Here is a 19,362-nt window from a genome sequence, read left to right on the forward strand (position 1 = left end):
CAATCCATATCCTAATGTCAATCCTCTGGATATACGACAAATAGCCGGGAGCACCCCTAGGGATGCTCCCGGCTATTCCTGTTAGTTACATCTGTAATCAGATCGCCTGCGGTTGCTGCTCCGCAAACTGACTATTGTACAGATCCGCGTAGAAACCTTGACTCGCCATCAATTCATCATGATTGCCCTGTTCAATCACGTTACCATGATCCATAACCAGGATCAGATCAGCGCCGCGAATGGTAGACAAACGGTGTGCAATGACAAAGCTTGTGCGATCCTTCATCAGATCATTCATTGCTTTCTGGATAAATACTTCAGTCCGTGTATCCACGCTACTCGTCGCTTCATCCAGAATGAGGATGGCCGGGTTCGCCAGAATCGCTCTTGCAATGGTCAGCAACTGTTTCTGCCCTTGAGAGATGTTCGACGCCTCTTCATTCAGCACCGTATCATAACCATCAGGCAGTGTACGGATAAAGTGATCCGCATGTGCCGCAACGGCTGCCTTGATTACATCCTCTTCCGTAGAATCTTCTCGACCATAGGCGATGTTGTCCCGAATCGTTCCGTTGAACAACCAGGTATCCTGAAGCACCATGCCGAACAGACTGCGCAGCTTGCCACGCTCCATGTCCTTAATGTCGGCACCGTCAATCGTAATCCGACCATCCTGAATTTCGTAGAAACGCATTAACAGGTTGATCAGGGTCGTTTTACCGGCTCCCGTTGGTCCAACAATGGCTACCGTCTGTCCCGGTTTTACATCAATATTCATGTTATGAATGAGCAGTTCATTTTCTTTATATCCAAAATTAACACCTTGGAATGTAACCGCACCTTTAGGCTGCTGTAGTTGCACGGGTTGTTTGGACTCCGGAACTTCTTCCTCTTCATCCAGCAACTCAAATACCCGTTCTGCCGAAGCAATCGTTGATTGAATGATATTGGAGATATTAGCAATCTGGTTAATCGGTTGTGTGAATTGACGGGAGTACTGCGTGAAGGCCAGAATATCCCCGATGGAGATCGATCCGCGTGTAACGAAAATCCCACCAACCACACAGATCAGTACATAACCCAGGTTACCGACAAAACTCATGAGCGGCATAATAATACCGGAGATAAACTGGGCTTTCCAACCGGATTCATACAGTTCTTCATTGACTTTCTCGAATTGCTGTACCGATTGTTCTTCGCGTCCAAATGCTTTGACAACCTTGTGTCCCGTGTACATCTCTTCGACATGACCGTTCAGTTCCCCAAGGGATTTCTGTTGACCCGCAAAGTGCTTTTGCGAACGGGAAGCGACCAGCATGACAACAACCACACTGAGTGGCAACGTCAAAATCGTGATCAGTGTCATCCATGGACTAATCGTCAGCATCATGATAATTACGCCGACAATTGTGACGATGGACGTAATGAACTGTGCCAAACTTTGCTGAAGTGTATTACTGATATTGTCCACGTCATTCGTGGCACGGCTAAGTGTCTCCCCAGTTGTGCGGGAGTCAAAATATTTCAAAGGAAGACGTCCAACCTTCGCACTGATCTGCTCACGCATGTCATACACAACACGTTGGGCCACACCGGCCATCAGGTATTGTTGAACATACATAAATGCAGCACTGAACAGATAGAGTCCGCCCAGCAGGTATAATACTTTCATCAATGCAGGAAAATCAATCCCGGCTCCCTGTACACCCTGGAGGATGGCAATGGCGCCTTTACTGAGTATATCCGTTCCTTCTGCCATAACTTTTGGACTGATGATGCTGAATACGGTACTCAAAATGGCTGCAACCAGCACACCAAGTAGACGAGAACTATGGGGCTGGAGATAACGAATCAAGCGACGCAGTGTGCCTTTGAAATCTTTTGCTTTCTCAGCGGGAGGTCGCATGCCCATTCCGGGACCTGGACCCGGCCCACCATGGGGACGAGGCGACTTGCGTTCTGTACGTTCACTCATGCGATCTCCTCCTCTGTCAGCTGGGAGGATACAATCTCGCGATACACTTCATTGTGCTCCAGCAGCTCTTTATGTGTTCCTGAACCGACAATTCGGCCCTCATCCATAACCAAAATGCGATCGGCATCCATTACTGTACTTACGCGTTGCGCAACAATTAGCACAGCCGCTTCTGTCGTTTCGGACTTCAGCGCAGCACGAAGTTTAGCATCCGTTTTGAAATCAAGAGCAGAGAAACTGTCATCAAAGATATAAACTTCTGGACGGCGAACAAGTGCGCGAGCGATGGACAGACGTTGCTTTTGTCCACCCGATACGTTGTTACCGCCTTGTGCGATAAGGCTGTCATATCCCTCTTTCATCTCGGTAATGAAGTTCTCCGCCTGAGCCGTACGGGCCGCATGAACAATTTCATCCATTGTGGCATCGTCTTTCCCGTGACGAATATTCTCCGTAATTGTACCCGTGAAGAGAACTGCCTTTTGTGGTACAAAGCCAATTTTGGCACGCAAATCTTCCTGCCGAATTTCACGCACATCCGTACCATTTACCCGAACACTGCCCTCGGTCACATCATAGAATCGTGGAATAAGACTGAGCAATGTCGATTTCCCAGAACCCGTACCGCCAATGATGGCTGTTGTCTCACCTGAGCGAGCTGTGAAGGAGATATCGGACAAAGCTGGATTCTCTGCACCTGGATAACGGAAAGTTACATTGTCAAACTCAATCATACCCTGCATGGATTTCATACCACGAGGCTGCTCGGGATTGCTAAGATCCGGCTGCATATCAAGCACTTCGTTGATCCGTTCTGCCGATGCTGAAGCTCTTGGAATCATGACAAAGATCATCGAAACCATAATCAGTGAGAACATGATTTGCATTGCATATTGGATGAAGGCAATCAATGCACCGATATTCATATTGCCGCTGTCGATCCGCATTCCACCAAAATAAAGGATGGCAATCATCGAAAAGTTCATAACCAGCATCATCACAGGCATGATGGTCGCCATGAGCACATTAACTTTGATCGATGAATCTCTCAGTTCTGTGTTGGCCCCGTTAAAGCGCACTTTCTCATGCTCCCCGCGGTTGAATGAACGTACAACCCGAATCCCTGTTAACTGCTCACGCAGCACCAGGTTGAGACGGTCCAGCTTTTTCTGAATGGTTTTGAACAAAGGCAAACCCTTGGCACCAATCAGCGCAATAGCTCCACCCAGTACCGGAAGCACGACCAGGAAAATCGTAGACAATTTGGCGTCCTGAGATACCGCCATGAAGATACCCCCGATACACATGAGCGGAGCCATAATCATCATTCGCAGCATCATTGTAAGTACATTCTGTACCTGGGTGATGTCATTCGTCGTACGCGTAATCAGTGAAGCAGTACCCATCTTATCGAACTCCTGGAGAGAGAAGTTCTCCACATGGCGAAATACTCTGCTCCGCAGTTGTTTGGCAAATCCACCCGCTGTTCGAGATGAGAGATAACTGGCAATCACCGAACACGCTGTTCCGCCAATCGCAATGACCAACATCCATCCACCAATCTGCCAGATATACGGGATATCCCCTTTAATGATGCCGTCATTCACAATATCTGCCATTAACGTAGGCAGGTACAATTCAGCAAGCGACTGAAACAGTACCAACACCAGAATGAAAATAATCGGAATTCGGTATGGCTTCAGCATGCTAAACAGTTTCATCATGGCGTATCATCTCCTCTTGTCGAATCATCCTTTTGCAAGGAAGTTAATGTATCAAAAAAGGTGTATACCTTTGTCAACAACTCAGCCAGCTGAGTACTGTCTTGCTCACCCAAATGCTCAACTAACTTATTGAATATTTCCATGCGCTCTTGGTGAGCAGCCCGAATAATTTCACGACCTGCTTCAGTAATCGTGATGCGGACAGCACGGCGATCCTCCGGGTCCATCGTCCGTTTGACCAGCCCCTCATCTTCAAGGCCACGAATAACGGGTGTAATGGTCGGTGACTTCACTCGTAGCAATGCGCTGATTTCCGAGACTTTCATCCCGGGATGATTGGATTCGATCGTGTCATTGAAATCAGGTGGATTGTCCTGCCAGTTCAATTGTTCTCCCGGATGCATCCCGTGGAGTAAACAACCCAGCACCATAATTTCATTGTGATTGCGCCCATGAGGTTTATGTTGCCTCCATTTGCCTTTATTAAACTGCATAATGGAGTACAAAAGCTTCTGAGCGACCGGATCTATACCAGTCATAATGGGTCCCTCCTTCTTTCTTTATCATTCCATAGACATCCAACATCATAGGACATCTATTAAATAGCAGTACAATTAATTAGGTGTACTAAGTATATTATCGTAAGAAATGAATGTCAAACATCTAAAAATAACCAATATAAACCCATAATCAAGAGCATACACGCGCTTGATTATGGGTTTTGTCATTTTGCCGTCATTGGAGCCAGATATACTTATTATGTGCAATTCCATGAATTCAACTTACAAAGAAGCTCCCATTCCTTACTCCAGTGGATGATGACCCGGGGTAAGAAATGGGAGCATTTTTATTACGTTTGAAAAGTAGAAACTAGAGAATCTTCTTATTGCATAACTTGCATGATTAGATGCGCTTGTTAATCATCAGGACTGTGAAGCAGAGACTGTTTTAGGAACTGAAGCAAACGGGAAATACTCTTTTGCATTGTTGTAGGCGATGCCCTGTACGATCTGACCAAGCAGCTCCATATCCTGCGGTGCCTCCCCTTGTTCGGCCCATTCACCGATAAGGTTGCAGACCAGACGACGGAAGTACTCATGCCGGGTGTAGGACAGGAAGCTGCGTGAATCGGTCAGCATGCCAACAAAACGGCTGAGCAGACCCACATTCGCCAGTGCCTTCATCTGAGCGATCATGCCATCCTTCGTATCATTGAACCACCATGCTGCACCAAGCTGGATTTTGCCCGGAATGCCCCCGCCCTGGAAGCTGCCGATGATCGCCGCGAGCACTTCGTTGTCCCTTGGATTTAAGGAATACAGAATCGTTTTGGGTAACGCCTGCTGCTGCTCTAACGCATCAAGCAATCCAATCATTGCTGATGATAGCGGTGTATCATTCACGGCATCGTAACCGGTATCTGGCCCAAGCTTGGCAAACATCCGCGTATTGTTGTTACGGGCTGCATTAATGTGGAACTGCATCACCCAGCCCCGCTCTGCATACAGTTTGCCAAGGAACGTCAGCGTCACTGTCTTGTACTTGTCCTCTTCCTCACGACTTACCTTCTGATCCGCAAGTGCCTTGGCAAAGATGGCAGCTGCTTCCTCTCGCGTAGCCACACCGTAAGGGACATAATCGAGTGCATGGTCAGAGACTCTGCCGCCGACAGAATGGAAGAATTCCACACGTGACTCCAGCGCAGCAAGGAAGGATTCATAATCTGAAATGGCAGTGCCAGATGCCTGCGACAGCTTGCCCACCCATTCCACGAAGGTATCCCGGTTCAATTCCAAGCCTTTATCCGGGCGGAAAGAAGGTAATACCGCCGTGTCAAAGCCTTCGATTTCCTGAATCTTTAGATGATACTCCAGAGAATCCGTTGGGTCATCGGTTGTGCACACAACAGTGACATTGGATTTGGTAATCAGATCACGTGCACCGAATCCGTCACTGTTCAGTTTGGCATTTACTTTTTCCCAGATGGCCGGTGCGCTTGTCTCATTCAATACTTCGTAGACGCCGAAATATCGCTGTAATTCCAAGTGAGACCAGGCATACAGCGGATTACCGATCATCATAGGGACCGTTTTGGCGTAAGCCAGGAAACGATCGTAATCAGTCACTCCTCCGCCGCCGGTCACATATTGCTCTTCAATTCCGTTTGCGCGCATGAGCCGCCACTTATAGTGATCACCGTATAACCAAGCCTCTGTAAGATTGCCAAAGGTTTTGTTCTCGTAGATCTCCTGAGGACTGAGGTGGCAATGATAATCAATAATCGGCATGTCTTTGGCATAATCCTCATATAACTTGATCGCCGTTTCATTGTGCAGCAAAAATTGTTCATCCAGAAAAGATTTCATTCGCCTCGCACGCTCCCTTTAGGTGAGTTTACGTTCATATGGGTTCACTTCCCATCTTTACGCTACACTGTTTATCATCAAAGTTCAATATAAAATGATAGCGTTATCAAAAAAGGTTGATTTAGGCATATATTCGGGAACAGGGTATACTGGATTTAACGCAAGGATGCTGATCTGAAGATCACACAAGGAGATGAAATGAATTGAAAGTTACTTTTCTGGGCACAGGAGATATGTTTAGCGTGGAGCAGCACCACAATAGTATGCTGGCTGAATTCGGTGACACGCATCTGGTCATTGATTTTCCGGAATCGAATGCCAAAGCACTCAAGGAATACGGTTTTCCAATGACCGATATCCACAACGTGTTCATTACCCACCTGCATGAGGATCATATTAACGGTGTACAGATGCTGGGTTATTACGCACAGATTGTAGGCGACCGCAAACCCCGTCTGTTCATCCATGAACAATTGGTAGATCCACTCTGGAACATTCTATCCCCCGGAATGCGCTACACAACAGATGGTGAACGTACCATGAGCGATTACTATGATGTCGTTCCCCTGCCAGATGGAGGCACATTCGAACTGGGCGGCGTGACGTTTGAGACGTTTCGGACCCAACATGTTCCCGGTATGGTCAGCAATGGGCTTCTCGCCAAGCCTTACTTCTATTACAGTGCAGACAGTACACTCGACCAGGAACGGGTGGAGCAAGTTGCCGCTGATGTGCAGCTGATTTTCCATGAATGTCATATGCATGATCTGGTGATCAAATCCCATACCTCATTGAAGGATCTGGAGCAGTTACCCGCGGAAGTGAGACAGAAAACCGTACTGATGCATTATCATGATGAGTACGCGGATGCGGACAAACGGGAACAGTTCAACCGCGCGCATGATCTGCGGATGGTTGGTACGTTGGAATCATTTGAACTGAAGTAGGTAAACGGAGAGAGGACATCGGATATTATCGTATTCGATCTATATTCTAATGGAGGTCATTGCTATGGAATATCGAATTGAACAAGGTTACTTTCTGATATATTCTCCTGCAAGAAGCACCAGTAGTGGAGACATCATGGTGGTTAAATTACTGGAAAGACCCTTTAAGGATAGAGTTGAATTCCTCATTAACAGCAAAAACTATGAGTGTACTACACACCATGAATACTTAAACTTTGAGCCAACTTCTCATCATAAACCTGAGAAGCCTGGAGCATTTTCAATGGAACGAAGTGAGTTCAATCAAATGTGGGATACGATGAATCAGTATTTTGAAGAGTAATAACCTTATCCTGCTGTTAAATCTAAGCTGATTCCTTTCTCATTTCATGTTTTCACTTGCAGCAGTGATTCGTTTGCCTATGGCGGCGAGCCTTAACTCAGTTAAGCTAACGAATCTGAGAGGCCTTATTCGGCTGAAATCCGAGTTACCAGTATTCGAACGAAACTCAAACACGTTAATCTGGTGATGTTGCTCCAATTGGCGCTATTTCAATCGTTTTTGAGAGTAATAAGGTTACTGAGATTCGTTAGAATTCCAATAACGCTAATTCAGTACAAATAAGGTGCCCTCAGTTCGTTAGGATGGAGTTTTAGTTGTACCTAGAAAAATGCAAAAAACCACCTGGACACAGGTATACTCGCTCTCCTGTTCAGATGGTTTAACGATCAATCTATATACTGTTTTCATATCAATCGGTGTACCTTTTCTTATCCTGCCTGGCACATGCCATTACTCAGCGTCAGCGCAGTCCTCATTCTGTTCGGGAAGGGCCCATACCGACACGCCCCCACCGCACACATGGAAGGTGGCCCAGCCGTCTTTCCCAATGGTAATCTGATCCTCACAGCTCTTCGTCAGATCCACCCAGACTTCACCAGCTCGATGCTCTCCGACGAACATTCTCTTCTCGCCGTCATCGCCGTTGGAGATGACCACCGCACAACCGGAACCTTCGATTTCCTCTACGCCACGACGAACCCAGCCAATCGTATTGGCGTGATCGAAGTAATCTTCCTGCTCTCCATACGCCTTGTTGCAACGGGCAGACAGCAGAATGTCCAGAATTTCTTTTTTGCCATCCACAGGTTCAGGTCCACCAATGCCATAATAATCCCCGTAAAATACAACCGGATAACCATCGCGACGTAATAACGTCAACGCATAAGCGCTCGGCTTAAACCAATCACCAATCCATGATTCCAACGCTTCATGAGGTTGGGAGTCATGGTTATCTACAAAAGTTACCGCATGGGTAGGATGTGTCTGCACCAAGGTATCATCAAAAATTTTGGAGAGATCAAAGTCTCTACCTGCAAGCGAAGCCTCATGCAACTTGTAGTGAAGAGACACGTCAAACAGGTCGATCTGATAGTCTACCGTATCAAGGAATTCACGACATGCATCCAGGTTCGAATTCCAGAACTCACCTACGATGTAGAAATCCTGACCGCGTTTGCGGATCATCTCTGCTGCGAACTCCTTGATGAATTCGTGGTTGATATGCTTAATCGCATCCAGCCGGAACCCACCACACTGGAGGGTATCGATCAGCCATTTTCCCCAATCAATCATCTCGCGCCGAACATCCGGGTGGTTATAATCTATATTGGCGAACATCAGATAGTCATAGTTGCCAAACTCATCATCGACATTCTCATTCCATTTTTTATTCTCTCCTGCGATGCGGAATACACCTGTTCGTTCTCCCTTGGCGTCAAAGTCTGTACCGTTGAAATGTTCAGAGCTCCACTTAAAGGAGGAGTATTGATCTCCGCGACCCGGAAATGTGAATTTGGTCCAGCCCTCAATTTCGAACGGCTCGGAAATTTCCTTCGTTCGATCATTGGGATCAACCTCGATCACTTTGAACACTTCCGTCTCATCTGCTCCGGCCTTGTGATTCATAACCAGATCCACATAGACGGCAATGCCGTTCTTCTGACACTCAGCAATGGCCTCCACCAGTTCCTGCTTGGTGCCATATTTGGTCCGTACGGTACCCTTTTGATCAAATTCGCCCAGATCGTACAGATCATATACACCATAACCTGTATCTTCTGCTGACACTGCCTTGGTTACGGGTGGTACCCATACCGAGTCAATGCCTTTGGCTTTCAGTTCCGGGGCCATTTCAGCCAGTCGCTTCCAATGATCTCCGTCTGCAGCCAGGTGCCATTCAAAAAACTGCATCATGGTATGATTTCTCTTCATTATAACCGACCTCCTTGATTGCTTTCGAAGCGGACCGCGGAACGGATAGGGTAATCGCCGTTGTTCGTTCGTTGCTAACCAAGTTATAACCCTTTCACCCTACCCTTCAATCATATAAAGGAAAGAAATCTGAGAAAAATCGTGTAAATGATTATTTCAACTTATATACATGGATCATTTCATCCGTAGTTCATTCATCAAATTCGTTTATAGTCCCGCCACTCCTCGGGCAACAGGGAACGATACGGTTCTTGGATAAAACGATCATCGACCAGCACCAGCACACCCCTGTCTTCCTCCGTTCGAATCAGCCGTCCACCTGCCTGCATCACCTTATTCATCCCTGGGAAAATATAAGCGTAATTGAATCCGTTGCGTCCTGTCCGATCATAGTAATCACGTAATACGTTGTTCTCCAGACCAATCTGCGGCAGCCCCGCACCTACCACAACCACGCCATTCAAGCGGTCTCCCGGCAGATCGACACCCTCCGAGAATACGCCACCCATGACGGCAAATACCAAGCGTGTTCGTTCAGGATTCGGCTGAAATCCATCCAAAAACTGCTCCCGTTCCAGTTCGTTCATGCCTTGCTTTTGTATGACCGTATCCGCTTCACTTGGAAGCTGTGCATAGGTCTCATATATCTCGCGCATATAAGGGTAGGAAGGGAAGAAGACCATCAGATTACTGCGCGGCCACTCACTTACCAGCTGTTGCAGCATCTCCGCAATGGGCCGCCGGGATTGCTCCCGATCCTTATAACGTACGGATAAGGGCAGGAGTCTCACATCCAATTGTTCGCGCTGAAATGGAGATGGAATCTGCAATGTATAATCCTCTTCCTCTGCACCCAGCATATCCCGATAATAGCGAAGAGGTGACAAGGTAGCCGAAAAATGAATGAGGGAGCGGAAGCCTTTGGCAGTCTGACGAAGCAGTACCGAAGGATCGAGACAAAATAACTTCACTCTCACTTCGCTTCGGACACACTCTGCATACGTAATAAAACGTTCATCATACAGCTTGGCAATGCGCAGGAAATTCTGTGCCGTGAAGTAGGCATCCAACAGCAGTTGATCCGTCTCGGCATTCCCCGAACCACCTTCAACAAGGCATTGCTCCGCAACCATGACAAAAGGTTCCAGTCGTTCAATCAGTTCCTCCGGTGCTTCCTGCTGGATGATCTTTCCTTCTTCTCCACCGTTTTTCCGAAGGGTAATCAGATACTTATCAATGGCCCCGGTGTAGTCAACAATGGCTTTGGCAGCAGGCACACTGCTGTCCAGCGACTGGAACTCTCTTTTCACATCCAGAAATACTGCCTTCTCCAGCTCAGCGGAAAACATCATTCGGCCACGATCGACCAGATTATGAGCCTCGTCCACCAGTAACACCGTCTTGCGTTTCTGCTCCTCCAACATTCTTTTCAGAGAGATCCGCGGATCGAATATATAGTTATAATCGCAGATCACCGCATCGGCTGCATACGCCGCATCCAGCGAAAACTCAAACGGACACACCCGATGTTTGCGCGCATACTGCTCGATGACCGGACGTGTCATCAACGTCTCATGTTCCAGCATGTCCAGCACGGCCCCGTTAATACGGTCATAATACCCTTCACACATGCCGCACTGCCCCGTATCACAAGCTTCCTCTTCCTTAAAACATATCTTGTCCTTCGCGGTCAGACTGATCACATGCATCTTCAATCCTTCCGATTGCATCCGGGCAAAAGCTTCTTCTGCCGCCACCCGTGTCGTCGTCCTCGCAGTCAGATAGAACAATCGGCTCGCTTCGCCTTCGCCAATCGCTTTGACCGTGGGGAACAGTACGGACATCGTTTTACCGATGCCTGTTGGTGCTTTGGCCATCAATCCCTGACCCTCGCGGATCGTTTTGTATACAGCTCCTGCCAGTTTCCGCTGTCCCTCCCGGTATTTGCGAAAAGGAAACGGCAGCTCTTTCACACTGATATCCCGCTTTTCTTCATACGCAGCGATCATCTCTGCGTATGGCGCATAACCAGCAATCACTTCTGCCGCAAACTGCTCCAGTTCCTGCCGTTCTGCCATTCGGCGAAACCGTCTTTCTTCATGGGTTACCGAATGCACATACGTCAACTGCACTTGCATACGTGGTTCATCTTGCTGAACGGCGTACATATAGGCATACATCATGGCCTGCGCCCAGTGCACGGGAAGTCCTTCTCCCAGATCATCCAGATTGCCCGCAGTTGATTTGATCTCATCCACCGTCAACTGACCCTCCAACCGGATCAGGCCATCACATCGTCCCTCCACCACGTAGGTCAGATCCCCATGTTGAATCTCAACTTCGAGCACAATCTCTTTCAGATCCTCTTCGGTGTACTCCTTCTGTACCCGCTGGTGAATCCGAGTCCCCTCTTGCATCGAGGCATTGGTCCGGAACCCTGGACGTATGCTGCCACTGCGGTACACATACTCCACCAAAGGTCTAACCGATATCCGAATTGTTGTTGTCATACGATCACCCGTTCTGTTTGTAGTGATTATACTTTATCATGAAATATGCTCTTGGACACAGCACCACCTCGAAGAAGCGGAAAATATTATAAAGAGAGATTGACATCACATCGTCGCATAAGTAAAGTTAACTTTACGTAAAGCGAACTTTACTTATGGGAGGATATACTTGCAAAATCTAATCAGAGACAAACGAATACATATGCACATCACACAGGAAGAACTGTCTCAACGGCTTAAGGTCTCCAGGCAGACCATCATATCGTTGGAATCCGGAAAGTACAAACCTTCTCTTGTGCTTGCTCACAAGCTTGCCCAATTATTTGGCTGTCAGATCGAGGAATTATTTATTTTTGAAGGAGATGAGAATATTGAGTTCTGAATTACTGAATCGGATGATCGGAATCGGTGGAATTGTAGCTGGTTTGTTATTTGCCATACTCATTATTTTTTTCACAAGGTTGATTGCAAAAAAGCACAACGGACTGGATGAGCGGTACCTCTATTGTATCACGAGAGCAAAGGCCTTCTCCTGGAATGCAACAACCATCAGTCTTGCTCTGGCTTGGATCCTCGTAGTTATGCTAGATGGGATATCACTTTCCTTTTTCATTATTACTGCAGTGTTTGTCATCCATTGTTTATCTTCTATTGCGGCAAACCTATACTACTCAGCTCGGAATTAGTCCACCTGTCCGATACATGTGAACCGATTGGACTCGTACAATCCCATATGCTATCTTGAAATAGAATGTACTTAATGAGGAGGCAGCTTCTATGTATATCTATTTGGTTCCTTCACCGATTCCGGATGCACTTGCTGCGTACCCGCATCTAACTTTGCGAAGCGAAGAGCATGTGCGTCTGGCTATTGAATCCGCAGAACGCCTGATGAATATCGAGTCTGATGATAAAGTAGCCGCATATGAAGCTTTTGATGCCGCAGGCTCCTGGACTGGCGGTGGTTACGCTGTTCTGAACAATATCCCTGTCACAGAGGATGGTCGTAACGATTTCGAAGAACGGTTTAAGAACCGTGCCCGCAAGGTAGAAGACGAGCCTGGTTTTGTCGGTATTCGTGTGCTTCGCCCTCTCAAGGATGATACGTATGTTGTACTTACACTCTGGCAATCCGAAGAACATTTCAAAGGCTGGCAGGAATCCCAAGCCTATAGTCACGCTCACCGAAACCGCAGTACAAGCGAAGGGCTGACTGCACAAAAGCCCACCATGTTCCCCAGACCTTCTTACGTCACAACGTACACTATAGAATAACGGATTGGGTCACGCCTGGCTTTTATCGCAGTAGCCCATGTTTTTTCAAACCTCTTCCTGTATGGAGAGGTTTTTTGCCGTCAATTGTAGAAGGCTCTCATTTTTGACACAGCCATGCTGAGATAGGATAATACTTGTTAAATGAAACTTCGGAAGGGAAGGCGGTACCTTGTCACGCAGTTCACTCACCCGATTTCTAAGCGGACCTTTTATATTCTTTACCATTATCATGATGATCAAAAGTTCACTTGCCTGGATTGTTATCTTCGATGACATCCCTGTCTGGAAACCACTGCTGACCGAATTGCCGCTCATCTGGATCGGCTTCTGTCTAATTGAGTGGTTTGCTGCCAAGCGACGAATGTGGATGTACCTTGCCGTGGATCTGCTGCTTTCAGGGATTTTCTTTGCAGCCATCATGTACTACAAATACTATGGCGTAATCGTTAACTATCATGCGCTGGCACAGGTGAATCAGGTGACCTCAGTCAAGAGCAGTATGTTCTCTTTACTTGATCCCTATTATTTGTTTATTTTTGCAGACGTTCTGATCATTGGGGGGATACTCACTCGTCGTCGGATCAGGCTCGGGAGTACAGAACGCCCAAACCGTATTCCACTTGAACGACGTGCCAGAAGACGGGTCGCTTCGGTCATTCTGATCCTGTCCATGATCCTATGCATGCTTAACATCTATCCCAATCGGGCCAGCATGAGTGAGCTTACACAAGCAGAACAGATGGGCATCCTCGGTTACGAGGCGTATACCATCCTGGATCGACCTGATAAACCTGTGCCCATTGCTCAGATTGATCAGACTGACATCGACCAACTGAAGCAAACGACCGAACTTCCTGCAATTTTGGAGAAGGGTGCCGCAAGCGGACGCAATGTGATTATGCTCCAGTTGGAATCGTTTCAGAACTTTCTGATTGGATTAGAGGTAGATGGACAGGAGATCACGCCCAACCTGAATCAACTGGCTAGAAAGAGCCTGTATTTTCCGAACTTTTATCAGCAAGTGGGACAGGGAAATACATCGGATGCAGAATTTGTTGTGAACACATCGTTCTACACCCCACCGAACGGGGCAGCAACAACTGTATATGCGGATAAAGCTCTGCCGAGTCTACCCAAGTTGATGTCAGCAAACGGATACCAGACAGCCACATTCCATACAAATGATGTTCGTTTCTGGAATCGGGATCAGTTATACAAGGCACTAGGATTCGACCAGTATTATGATATTGATTATTTCGGCACACAGGACTCTATCGCCTTTTCGGCCTCGGATGAAGTACTGTATTCCAAAACACTGGATAAGCTGGAATCCATGCAGTCTTCGGGCAATCCCTTCTATGCCCATATCATTTCCATGTCAGCCCACCACCCGTACACTTTGCCTAAAAACAAGGTAAAGCTGACGCTGCCAGAACGTTACAAGGATACGTTGCCCGGTAATTATCTGATATCACAGCATTATGCGGATGAGGCAGTTGGACAGTTGATTGCTGGATTGAAAGAACGGGGATTATGGGAAAATAGCATGTTCGTCTTGTACGGGGATCACCTGGGGCTTCCCATCTACTCACTGGATCGGGATGACAAAGTCCTTATGAAAGAGTTGTATGGCCGGGAATACACATCAGCAGATATGATTAATATCCCACTCATGATCTCGGCTCCGGGCGTTACCCCGGGTGTACAACTGGAACAGATCGGAGGCCAGGTGGACATTCTGCCAACGATTGCGGGACTCACCGGAGTATCACTGAAGGACCAATTACACTTCGGACAGGATTTGCTTCGTGAAGGGGGAAATCTCCTACCCGAACGCTATTACCTTCCTTCCGGGTCGGTGCTAAACGATGCTTCTCTCTTCATTCCGGCAAAAGGATACGGGGACGGGACGCATTATTCCCTAGCTGATGCAGGCAGACAGGATGCTGGGCAACAACGGACAGGTGTTCCGTCAGACGAGACACCTCAGATTTCGGGAGATGAGGAATCTCCAACTATCGCCACACCCAATAACAGTGGGCTGTCTTCTTCACGGTTTATAACGAAGGATCAATATGATCGAGCATTGGATCTTGCACACTTGTCCAACAGTTATTTAAGCCAGTTACCGGACCGAAAGGCTAAACAATAATTGAATCTTTTCACTCGAACTCATCCATGCGGCGACCCTCCTCTTTAACATAGAGAGAACGGTCGCTATTTATTTTCAGAACCAGACTAGTGGCCTATCCATTCGTAAGCAGACCATCAAAGAGCCAGTTGCCTTCCTCAGAACGAATGAAATAGAAATCTAATGCACCGTTTCCATCAGACCATACTGTAGCCATATGTAAAATGACACGATCTGAATCCAGAGGATTAAATCCACGGTACTCCAAATTATTCAGGCTAACGTTTTGCAGAAAAGGTACTTCGTAATCCCCCTGTTCCAGTTTCGAAATAATGATATTGTTCTGCTGCGATATTTCTATGTTCGGAGAAGACACCGATTCAAGATATGTATAGTTATTGGATTGCATCGCCGCCATCAGTTTAAACGTTATGTTCAGCGTTTCTCTTAAACTTTCTATTTCTTCTTGCTCTGTTGCGTCTTTTTCACCTTTTCTCTTCTGGTTGTTACGTACCTGCTCCTTCAGCAGTTCATTTTCCTTCCGCATTTGTTCGGTATTTATGGCATCCTCACGTTCCCTCTCCTGTACATCTGGTAGTGAAGCATCGTCACTCGAACTGCAGGCTGTTAAAAATAAAGCGAGCATCCATATCAATAAGATTCTGCTTTTTCTCATCTAATCCCCTCCTTAATAAAAAGTGAATAATAGAAACACATATCTTCCATATTTATGGTAACATATCCCATACAAAAGAAAATACTATCGTGTTTATTCTGAAAAATAAACAAAAAAGACCCGAACCCTGTTAGTCCAGGCGCGGGTCTTTCATATGATTACAACGGCAGTAGCGCAACCGACTTGCGAGCAGTCAATTGTTCTACCATGGCAAGCCATTCTTGTGGTTTATTAGGAAGTACAGCATAATATCGATTCAGGAAATCAGCCACCAGACTTGCTGGCAGTTCACCAAGCGACTCATCACCTGGCATGAAGCACAGGTCCAATCCACCAACCGCTTCGCCATCCCCTTGCCAGGATGGATGAACATATGGGAAGTCCAGACGCTGGTATCCCAGATGGGACAATACTTCGCGACGCACATACGGGTCCATCGGCTTGATGCCGCCAAACTCGTGATCCTGACTCAGATAAGGGTTATAGATTTCGGCAAACATACCGAACAATTCTTTCCCGTTTGCTGCAGCCAGCTTTTGCAGATCACGCTTGCGGCGATTCGCCAGGAAACTGCCAATCCCCAGTCCTTCGCGCCCAATAATCGTAAAGTCCGTCATGGCTACGTTCCAGTCGTCGTAATAACGGTACTCCGTCGCGCCAACGACTTGTCCTTCATGTACAGCCACGAACACCCGAATACCCGGATCTTCCAGCGGTTCTTCCCACAGGGGGAAGTCGAGCACTTCCTCCCGCGGGAAAATTCCCTGCATTAGCTTGTGCATTTGGGCAAACAACGGATCTTTAATAGATGTAATACGCGTGAATTCCATAGATTAATGCCTCCTCGATCAATGATGTATTTCATTTGTTTTCTTTATCTGAACGGATTAAGCCACTCCATCAGGGCAGCATAATTACAGGATTCCTCATCGTCCAGATAGTCTGCGGTCACACCAACGGGCATGCGGCCACAGCGAAGCAGAAACGATATCACCGGGTCACGCCTCTCTCCTGCTGTTACCTGATCCAGATATTCCTGCGCAGACAGTTGGTCTGCAACCAGATGGTAACCGGGTATTCTACCAGCGCCTAGTAACCGATCCATACCCTGTGCAATCACAAGATGGTACATCGCCTGCATCATCAACTGAGCCAGTCCCCATTTGCGGTACTTTGGACGAACACAGAGATCAACAATATACAGCGTGTTGCCATCCGGCTGATGGTTACGAATATAACCGTCATCCGTTACTTCGGCCCAGGTATGACTTGCTGGATGTGCAGGGTCCCACTGCATCCGCAGCGAGGTCATTGAGCCAGCCAATTCTCCATCGACTTCAATACAGATGGCACCCTCCGGGTAATGCTGCACATGACTGGTGAGCTGCTCGTGACTCCAGAGCAGCTCTTCCGGATAAGGAGGAGGGAAACTCTCCGCCTGAATGCGAATGAGTTCCTCAAAGTCGGCTGCAATATAATTGCGAACGACTGCTTTTACCCTTTTACCATTCCGCTCCGGGTCGGTGATCAGCATTTCTTTCGTATACATGTTGCCGTTTACTCCTTTCCACTGACAAATGAACTCCAAAACTCTGTTTTGCTTCGGTTTTAAACGTAGTTGCCTACGCCCAATCGGTATACAGATCGGTACGGCGGTCACGCCAGGTCGTTACCGATCCACGTTCGCGCACCTCATACAACAAGTCCAGATCCAGATCGGCGGTCACGATCATATCGTTGTTAATCTCACCCTCGGCCAGAATGCCACGTGGCGGGAATGGAATATCATTCGGCGTAATAATTGCAGCCTGTCCGTAGTTGGCCCGCATGAAATCAACGGTTGGCAAGTTACCCACTGTTCCTGTTAACACAACATACACCTGATTCTCCACCGCGCGGGCATGACTCGTATAACGCACACGGTAGAATCCGTGACGATCGTCCGTACAGGAAGGACAGAAAATCACATCAGCGCCTTTGGCTTTGGCCATCCGCACAATTTCCGGGAACTCAATATCGTAACAGGTCAGCATGGCAATGCGGCCTTTATCCGTGTCAAACACCTCAAGTCCATCTCCGGGAGCCATATTCCATTCCTGGACTTCGGTTGGTGTAATGTGAATCTTGTCCTGGCGAGCGATGCGACCATCTGGATAGAACATGTGGGCTGTATTATACAGCTTCCCTTCACGGCGAATGACGTGGGTTCCCCCGATGACGTGCATGCCATACTTGGCAGCAAGTGAAGTGAACAGTTGTTCATATTGTTCCGTATAGTTCGGCAGATCCTCAATCGTCAGTGCATTGCCTTGTTTGTCCCCAATGGACATTAACTGCGTTGTGAAAAATTCCGGGAACAGCACAAATTCGGTTCCGTATTCGCTTGCTGTCCGTATGTAATGCTCAGCCTGAGCGGCGAACTGCTCAAACGAGCTGATTGTGTGCAATTGGTATTGTACAGCGGATACCCGCAGTTTCATGTTCGTACACCTCCATCATGATTATGCTTCCATTGTAACAACGATCCGGGGTCAACAAAAGAGTATTTACACTGGGCACTACAATGACAGAATAACCTTCCGATCGCTTCCTTACTCACCCAGCATCGACTGTGTGAATCCAATCCACTCTCTCGTGGCAAAAGACAGATAACGATCCTTCCGCCAGATCATGCCGAGCTGCCATGGAATCACCGGTTCCACCACGGGTATAATACGTACGCGCATATGGTCCACCTCACGACAGATCGTCTCCGGCAGTAAGGCTACACCCAGATTGGCGGCAACCATCGCGCTGAGCAGATCCCACTGAGAGCTCTCATATACCACACGGGGCTGGAACCCCGCATGCTGGCAAGCCACAATAATCCGGTCATGCAATGCAAAATCCTCCCGGAACAGCACAAAGGCGTCGTTTTCCAGTTCATGCAGCGCGACCGACTCTTTCTCCGCAAGTGGATGTGAAGGGTGTACGAGCAGGTTCAGCTTCTCTTTCACAAACACAAAATGATCCAACAGTTCATCCACGGTTGGCAGTACGGCAACGCCAATATCCAGTGCACCGCTGATCACATCGGCCTCCACTTTTTTGGCGCCATCCTCAAACAGCTGAATGGTCACCTGCGGGTAGGCTTTGTGAAATTCACCAATGATCATGGGGAAAAAGCTTGATCCTACCATTGGCGGCAAGCCGATCCGCAGATGGCCTTTTTTCAAGTTCATCAGATCGTCCAATTCGGACGACAGACTGCGGAATGATTTTTCAATCTCCAGTGCCTGCCGAAAAAAAACATGACCTGCATCGGTTAGTTCCACCTTTTTGCCATAACGATCCAGTAGCGTGATCCCCAATTCCTCTTCAAGACTCTTGACCGTCTTGCTGATCGTGGGCTGGGTGATATACAGGACTTCGGCGGCTTTTGTGAAGCTCTGCTGCCGGGCAACTTCCAGAAAATATTGCAAATGGCGGATATCCATCGGTTGA

The 19,362-nt window shown here is 47.5% G+C and carries 17 protein-coding genes; 6 read left to right on the forward strand and 11 right to left on the reverse strand.

What is annotated here, in order from left to right:
- Positions 1-97: 97 nt before the first annotated feature.
- The 4 genes from ACETMN_RS31315 to uxaC form a co-directional block, all read right to left on the reverse strand.
- Complete coding sequence (locus ACETMN_RS31315) at positions 98-1,975, reverse strand: ABC transporter ATP-binding protein (RefSeq protein ID WP_091012677.1); 1,878 nt, start codon at positions 1,973-1,975, stop codon at positions 98-100.
- Positions 1,972-3,699, reverse strand: coding sequence for an ABC transporter ATP-binding protein (locus ACETMN_RS31320; RefSeq protein WP_341074090.1), 1,728 nt, complete (start codon positions 3,697-3,699; stop codon positions 1,972-1,974). The genes ACETMN_RS31315 and ACETMN_RS31320 overlap by 4 nt, the downstream gene beginning before the upstream one ends.
- Positions 3,696-4,238 carry a MarR family winged helix-turn-helix transcriptional regulator gene (locus ACETMN_RS31325; RefSeq protein ID WP_074092645.1) on the reverse strand — a complete coding sequence of 181 codons (543 nt, stop codon included), beginning with the start codon at positions 4,236-4,238 and terminating at the stop codon, positions 3,696-3,698. The genes ACETMN_RS31320 and ACETMN_RS31325 overlap by 4 nt, the downstream gene beginning before the upstream one ends.
- Positions 4,239-4,622: 384 nt before the next feature.
- On the reverse strand, positions 4,623-6,065 hold the full coding sequence (uxaC, locus tag ACETMN_RS31330; RefSeq protein ID WP_411735523.1) for a glucuronate isomerase: 1,443 nt from the start codon (positions 6,063-6,065) through the stop codon (positions 4,623-4,625).
- 203 nt (positions 6,066-6,268) lie between these two features.
- On the opposite strand from uxaC, the gene ACETMN_RS31335 reads away from it, so the two are divergent.
- Both ACETMN_RS31335 and ACETMN_RS31340 read left to right on the forward strand, forming a co-directional pair.
- Entirely contained in the window at positions 6,269-7,012 is a 744-nt protein-coding gene (locus ACETMN_RS31335) for an MBL fold metallo-hydrolase (protein ID WP_105600267.1), read from the forward strand.
- A 64-nt stretch (positions 7,013-7,076) separates the two neighbouring features.
- Positions 7,077-7,355: a hypothetical protein gene (locus ACETMN_RS31340; RefSeq protein WP_091012669.1), complete on the forward strand. Its 279-nt coding sequence runs from the start codon at positions 7,077-7,079 to the stop codon at positions 7,353-7,355.
- 450 nt (positions 7,356-7,805) lie between these two features.
- Here the strand turns inward: ACETMN_RS31340 and ACETMN_RS31345 are convergent, their stop codons facing one another.
- A complete protein-coding gene (locus tag ACETMN_RS31345; RefSeq protein ID WP_105600270.1) occupies positions 7,806-9,287 on the reverse strand; it encodes an alpha-amylase in 1,482 nt (493 codons plus the stop codon).
- Between the two features lie 197 nt (positions 9,288-9,484).
- Entirely contained in the window at positions 9,485-11,797 is a 2,313-nt protein-coding gene (locus ACETMN_RS31350; RefSeq protein WP_411735524.1) for a helicase C-terminal domain-containing protein, read from the reverse strand.
- 169 nt (positions 11,798-11,966) lie between these two features.
- On the opposite strand from ACETMN_RS31350, the gene ACETMN_RS31355 reads away from it, so the two are divergent.
- The 4 genes from ACETMN_RS31355 to ACETMN_RS31370 all read left to right on the forward strand — a co-directional run bounded on the left by ACETMN_RS31355 (position 11,967) and on the right by ACETMN_RS31370 (position 15,224).
- On the forward strand, positions 11,967-12,179 hold the full coding sequence (locus ACETMN_RS31355) for a helix-turn-helix transcriptional regulator (RefSeq protein ID WP_036612923.1): 213 nt from the start codon (positions 11,967-11,969) through the stop codon (positions 12,177-12,179).
- On the forward strand, positions 12,169-12,483 hold the full coding sequence (locus ACETMN_RS31360) for a hypothetical protein (RefSeq protein WP_051449528.1): 315 nt from the start codon (positions 12,169-12,171) through the stop codon (positions 12,481-12,483). The genes ACETMN_RS31355 and ACETMN_RS31360 overlap by 11 nt, the downstream gene beginning before the upstream one ends.
- A 91-nt stretch (positions 12,484-12,574) precedes the next feature.
- A complete protein-coding gene (locus tag ACETMN_RS31365) occupies positions 12,575-13,072 on the forward strand; it encodes an antibiotic biosynthesis monooxygenase family protein (RefSeq protein WP_036612926.1) in 498 nt (165 codons plus the stop codon).
- A gap of 169 nt (positions 13,073-13,241) precedes the next feature.
- Positions 13,242-15,224, forward strand: a complete 1,983-nt coding sequence (locus ACETMN_RS31370) for an LTA synthase family protein (protein WP_411735525.1) — start codon at positions 13,242-13,244, stop codon at positions 15,222-15,224.
- Positions 15,225-15,318: 94 nt separating this feature from the next.
- Here ACETMN_RS31370 and ACETMN_RS31375 read toward each other — a convergent pair whose 3' ends face one another.
- The 5 genes from ACETMN_RS31375 to cidR all read right to left on the reverse strand — a co-directional run bounded on the left by ACETMN_RS31375 (position 15,319) and on the right by cidR (position 19,355).
- Positions 15,319-15,879: a hypothetical protein gene (locus ACETMN_RS31375; protein ID WP_411735526.1), complete on the reverse strand. Its 561-nt coding sequence runs from the start codon at positions 15,877-15,879 to the stop codon at positions 15,319-15,321.
- 158 nt (positions 15,880-16,037) lie between these two features.
- Positions 16,038-16,709, reverse strand: a complete 672-nt coding sequence (locus ACETMN_RS31380) for a GNAT family acetyltransferase (protein ID WP_091012662.1) — start codon at positions 16,707-16,709, stop codon at positions 16,038-16,040.
- Positions 16,710-16,753: 44 nt separating this feature from the next.
- Positions 16,754-17,428, reverse strand: a complete 675-nt coding sequence (locus tag ACETMN_RS31385; RefSeq protein ID WP_091012660.1) for a GNAT family N-acetyltransferase — start codon at positions 17,426-17,428, stop codon at positions 16,754-16,756.
- 73 nt (positions 17,429-17,501) lie between these two features.
- Positions 17,502-18,359: a carbon-nitrogen hydrolase family protein gene (locus ACETMN_RS31390; RefSeq protein ID WP_091012659.1), complete on the reverse strand. Its 858-nt coding sequence runs from the start codon at positions 18,357-18,359 to the stop codon at positions 17,502-17,504.
- 111 nt (positions 18,360-18,470) lie between these two features.
- Positions 18,471-19,355, reverse strand: a complete 885-nt coding sequence (gene cidR / locus ACETMN_RS31395) for a cidABC operon transcriptional activator CidR (protein ID WP_076251770.1) — start codon at positions 19,353-19,355, stop codon at positions 18,471-18,473.
- Positions 19,356-19,362 lie beyond the last annotated feature (7 nt).

This window comes from Paenibacillus sp. M2, assembly GCF_046713495.1.
Classification (GTDB): domain Bacteria; phylum Bacillota; class Bacilli; order Paenibacillales; family Paenibacillaceae; genus Paenibacillus; species Paenibacillus amylolyticus_B.

Excerpts from the sequence above, each read along its gene's own strand:
- ACETMN_RS31315 (WP_091012677.1), bottom strand. The coding sequence starts at position 1,975 with ATGAGTGAACGTACAGAACGCAAGTCGCCTCGTCCCCATGGTGGGCCG.
- ACETMN_RS31320 (WP_341074090.1), bottom strand. The coding sequence starts at position 3,699 with ATGATGAAACTGTTTAGCATGCTGAAGCCATACCGAATTCCGATTATT.
- ACETMN_RS31325 (WP_074092645.1), bottom strand. The coding sequence starts at position 4,238 with ATGACTGGTATAGATCCGGTCGCTCAGAAGCTTTTGTACTCCATTATG.
- uxaC (WP_411735523.1), bottom strand. The coding sequence starts at position 6,065 with ATGAAATCTTTTCTGGATGAACAATTTTTGCTGCACAATGAAACGGCG.
- ACETMN_RS31340 (WP_091012669.1), top strand. The coding sequence starts at position 7,077 with ATGGAATATCGAATTGAACAAGGTTACTTTCTGATATATTCTCCTGCA.
- ACETMN_RS31345 (WP_105600270.1), bottom strand. The coding sequence starts at position 9,287 with ATGAAGAGAAATCATACCATGATGCAGTTTTTTGAATGGCACCTGGCT.
- ACETMN_RS31350 (WP_411735524.1), bottom strand. The coding sequence starts at position 11,797 with ATGACAACAACAATTCGGATATCGGTTAGACCTTTGGTGGAGTATGTG.
- ACETMN_RS31365 (WP_036612926.1), top strand. The coding sequence starts at position 12,575 with ATGTATATCTATTTGGTTCCTTCACCGATTCCGGATGCACTTGCTGCG.
- ACETMN_RS31375 (WP_411735526.1), bottom strand. The coding sequence starts at position 15,879 with ATGAGAAAAAGCAGAATCTTATTGATATGGATGCTCGCTTTATTTTTA.
- ACETMN_RS31380 (WP_091012662.1), bottom strand. The coding sequence starts at position 16,709 with ATGGAATTCACGCGTATTACATCTATTAAAGATCCGTTGTTTGCCCAA.
- ACETMN_RS31385 (WP_091012660.1), bottom strand. The coding sequence starts at position 17,428 with ATGTATACGAAAGAAATGCTGATCACCGACCCGGAGCGGAATGGTAAA.
- ACETMN_RS31390 (WP_091012659.1), bottom strand. The coding sequence starts at position 18,359 with ATGAAACTGCGGGTATCCGCTGTACAATACCAATTGCACACAATCAGC.
- cidR (WP_076251770.1), bottom strand. The coding sequence starts at position 19,355 with ATGGATATCCGCCATTTGCAATATTTTCTGGAAGTTGCCCGGCAGCAG.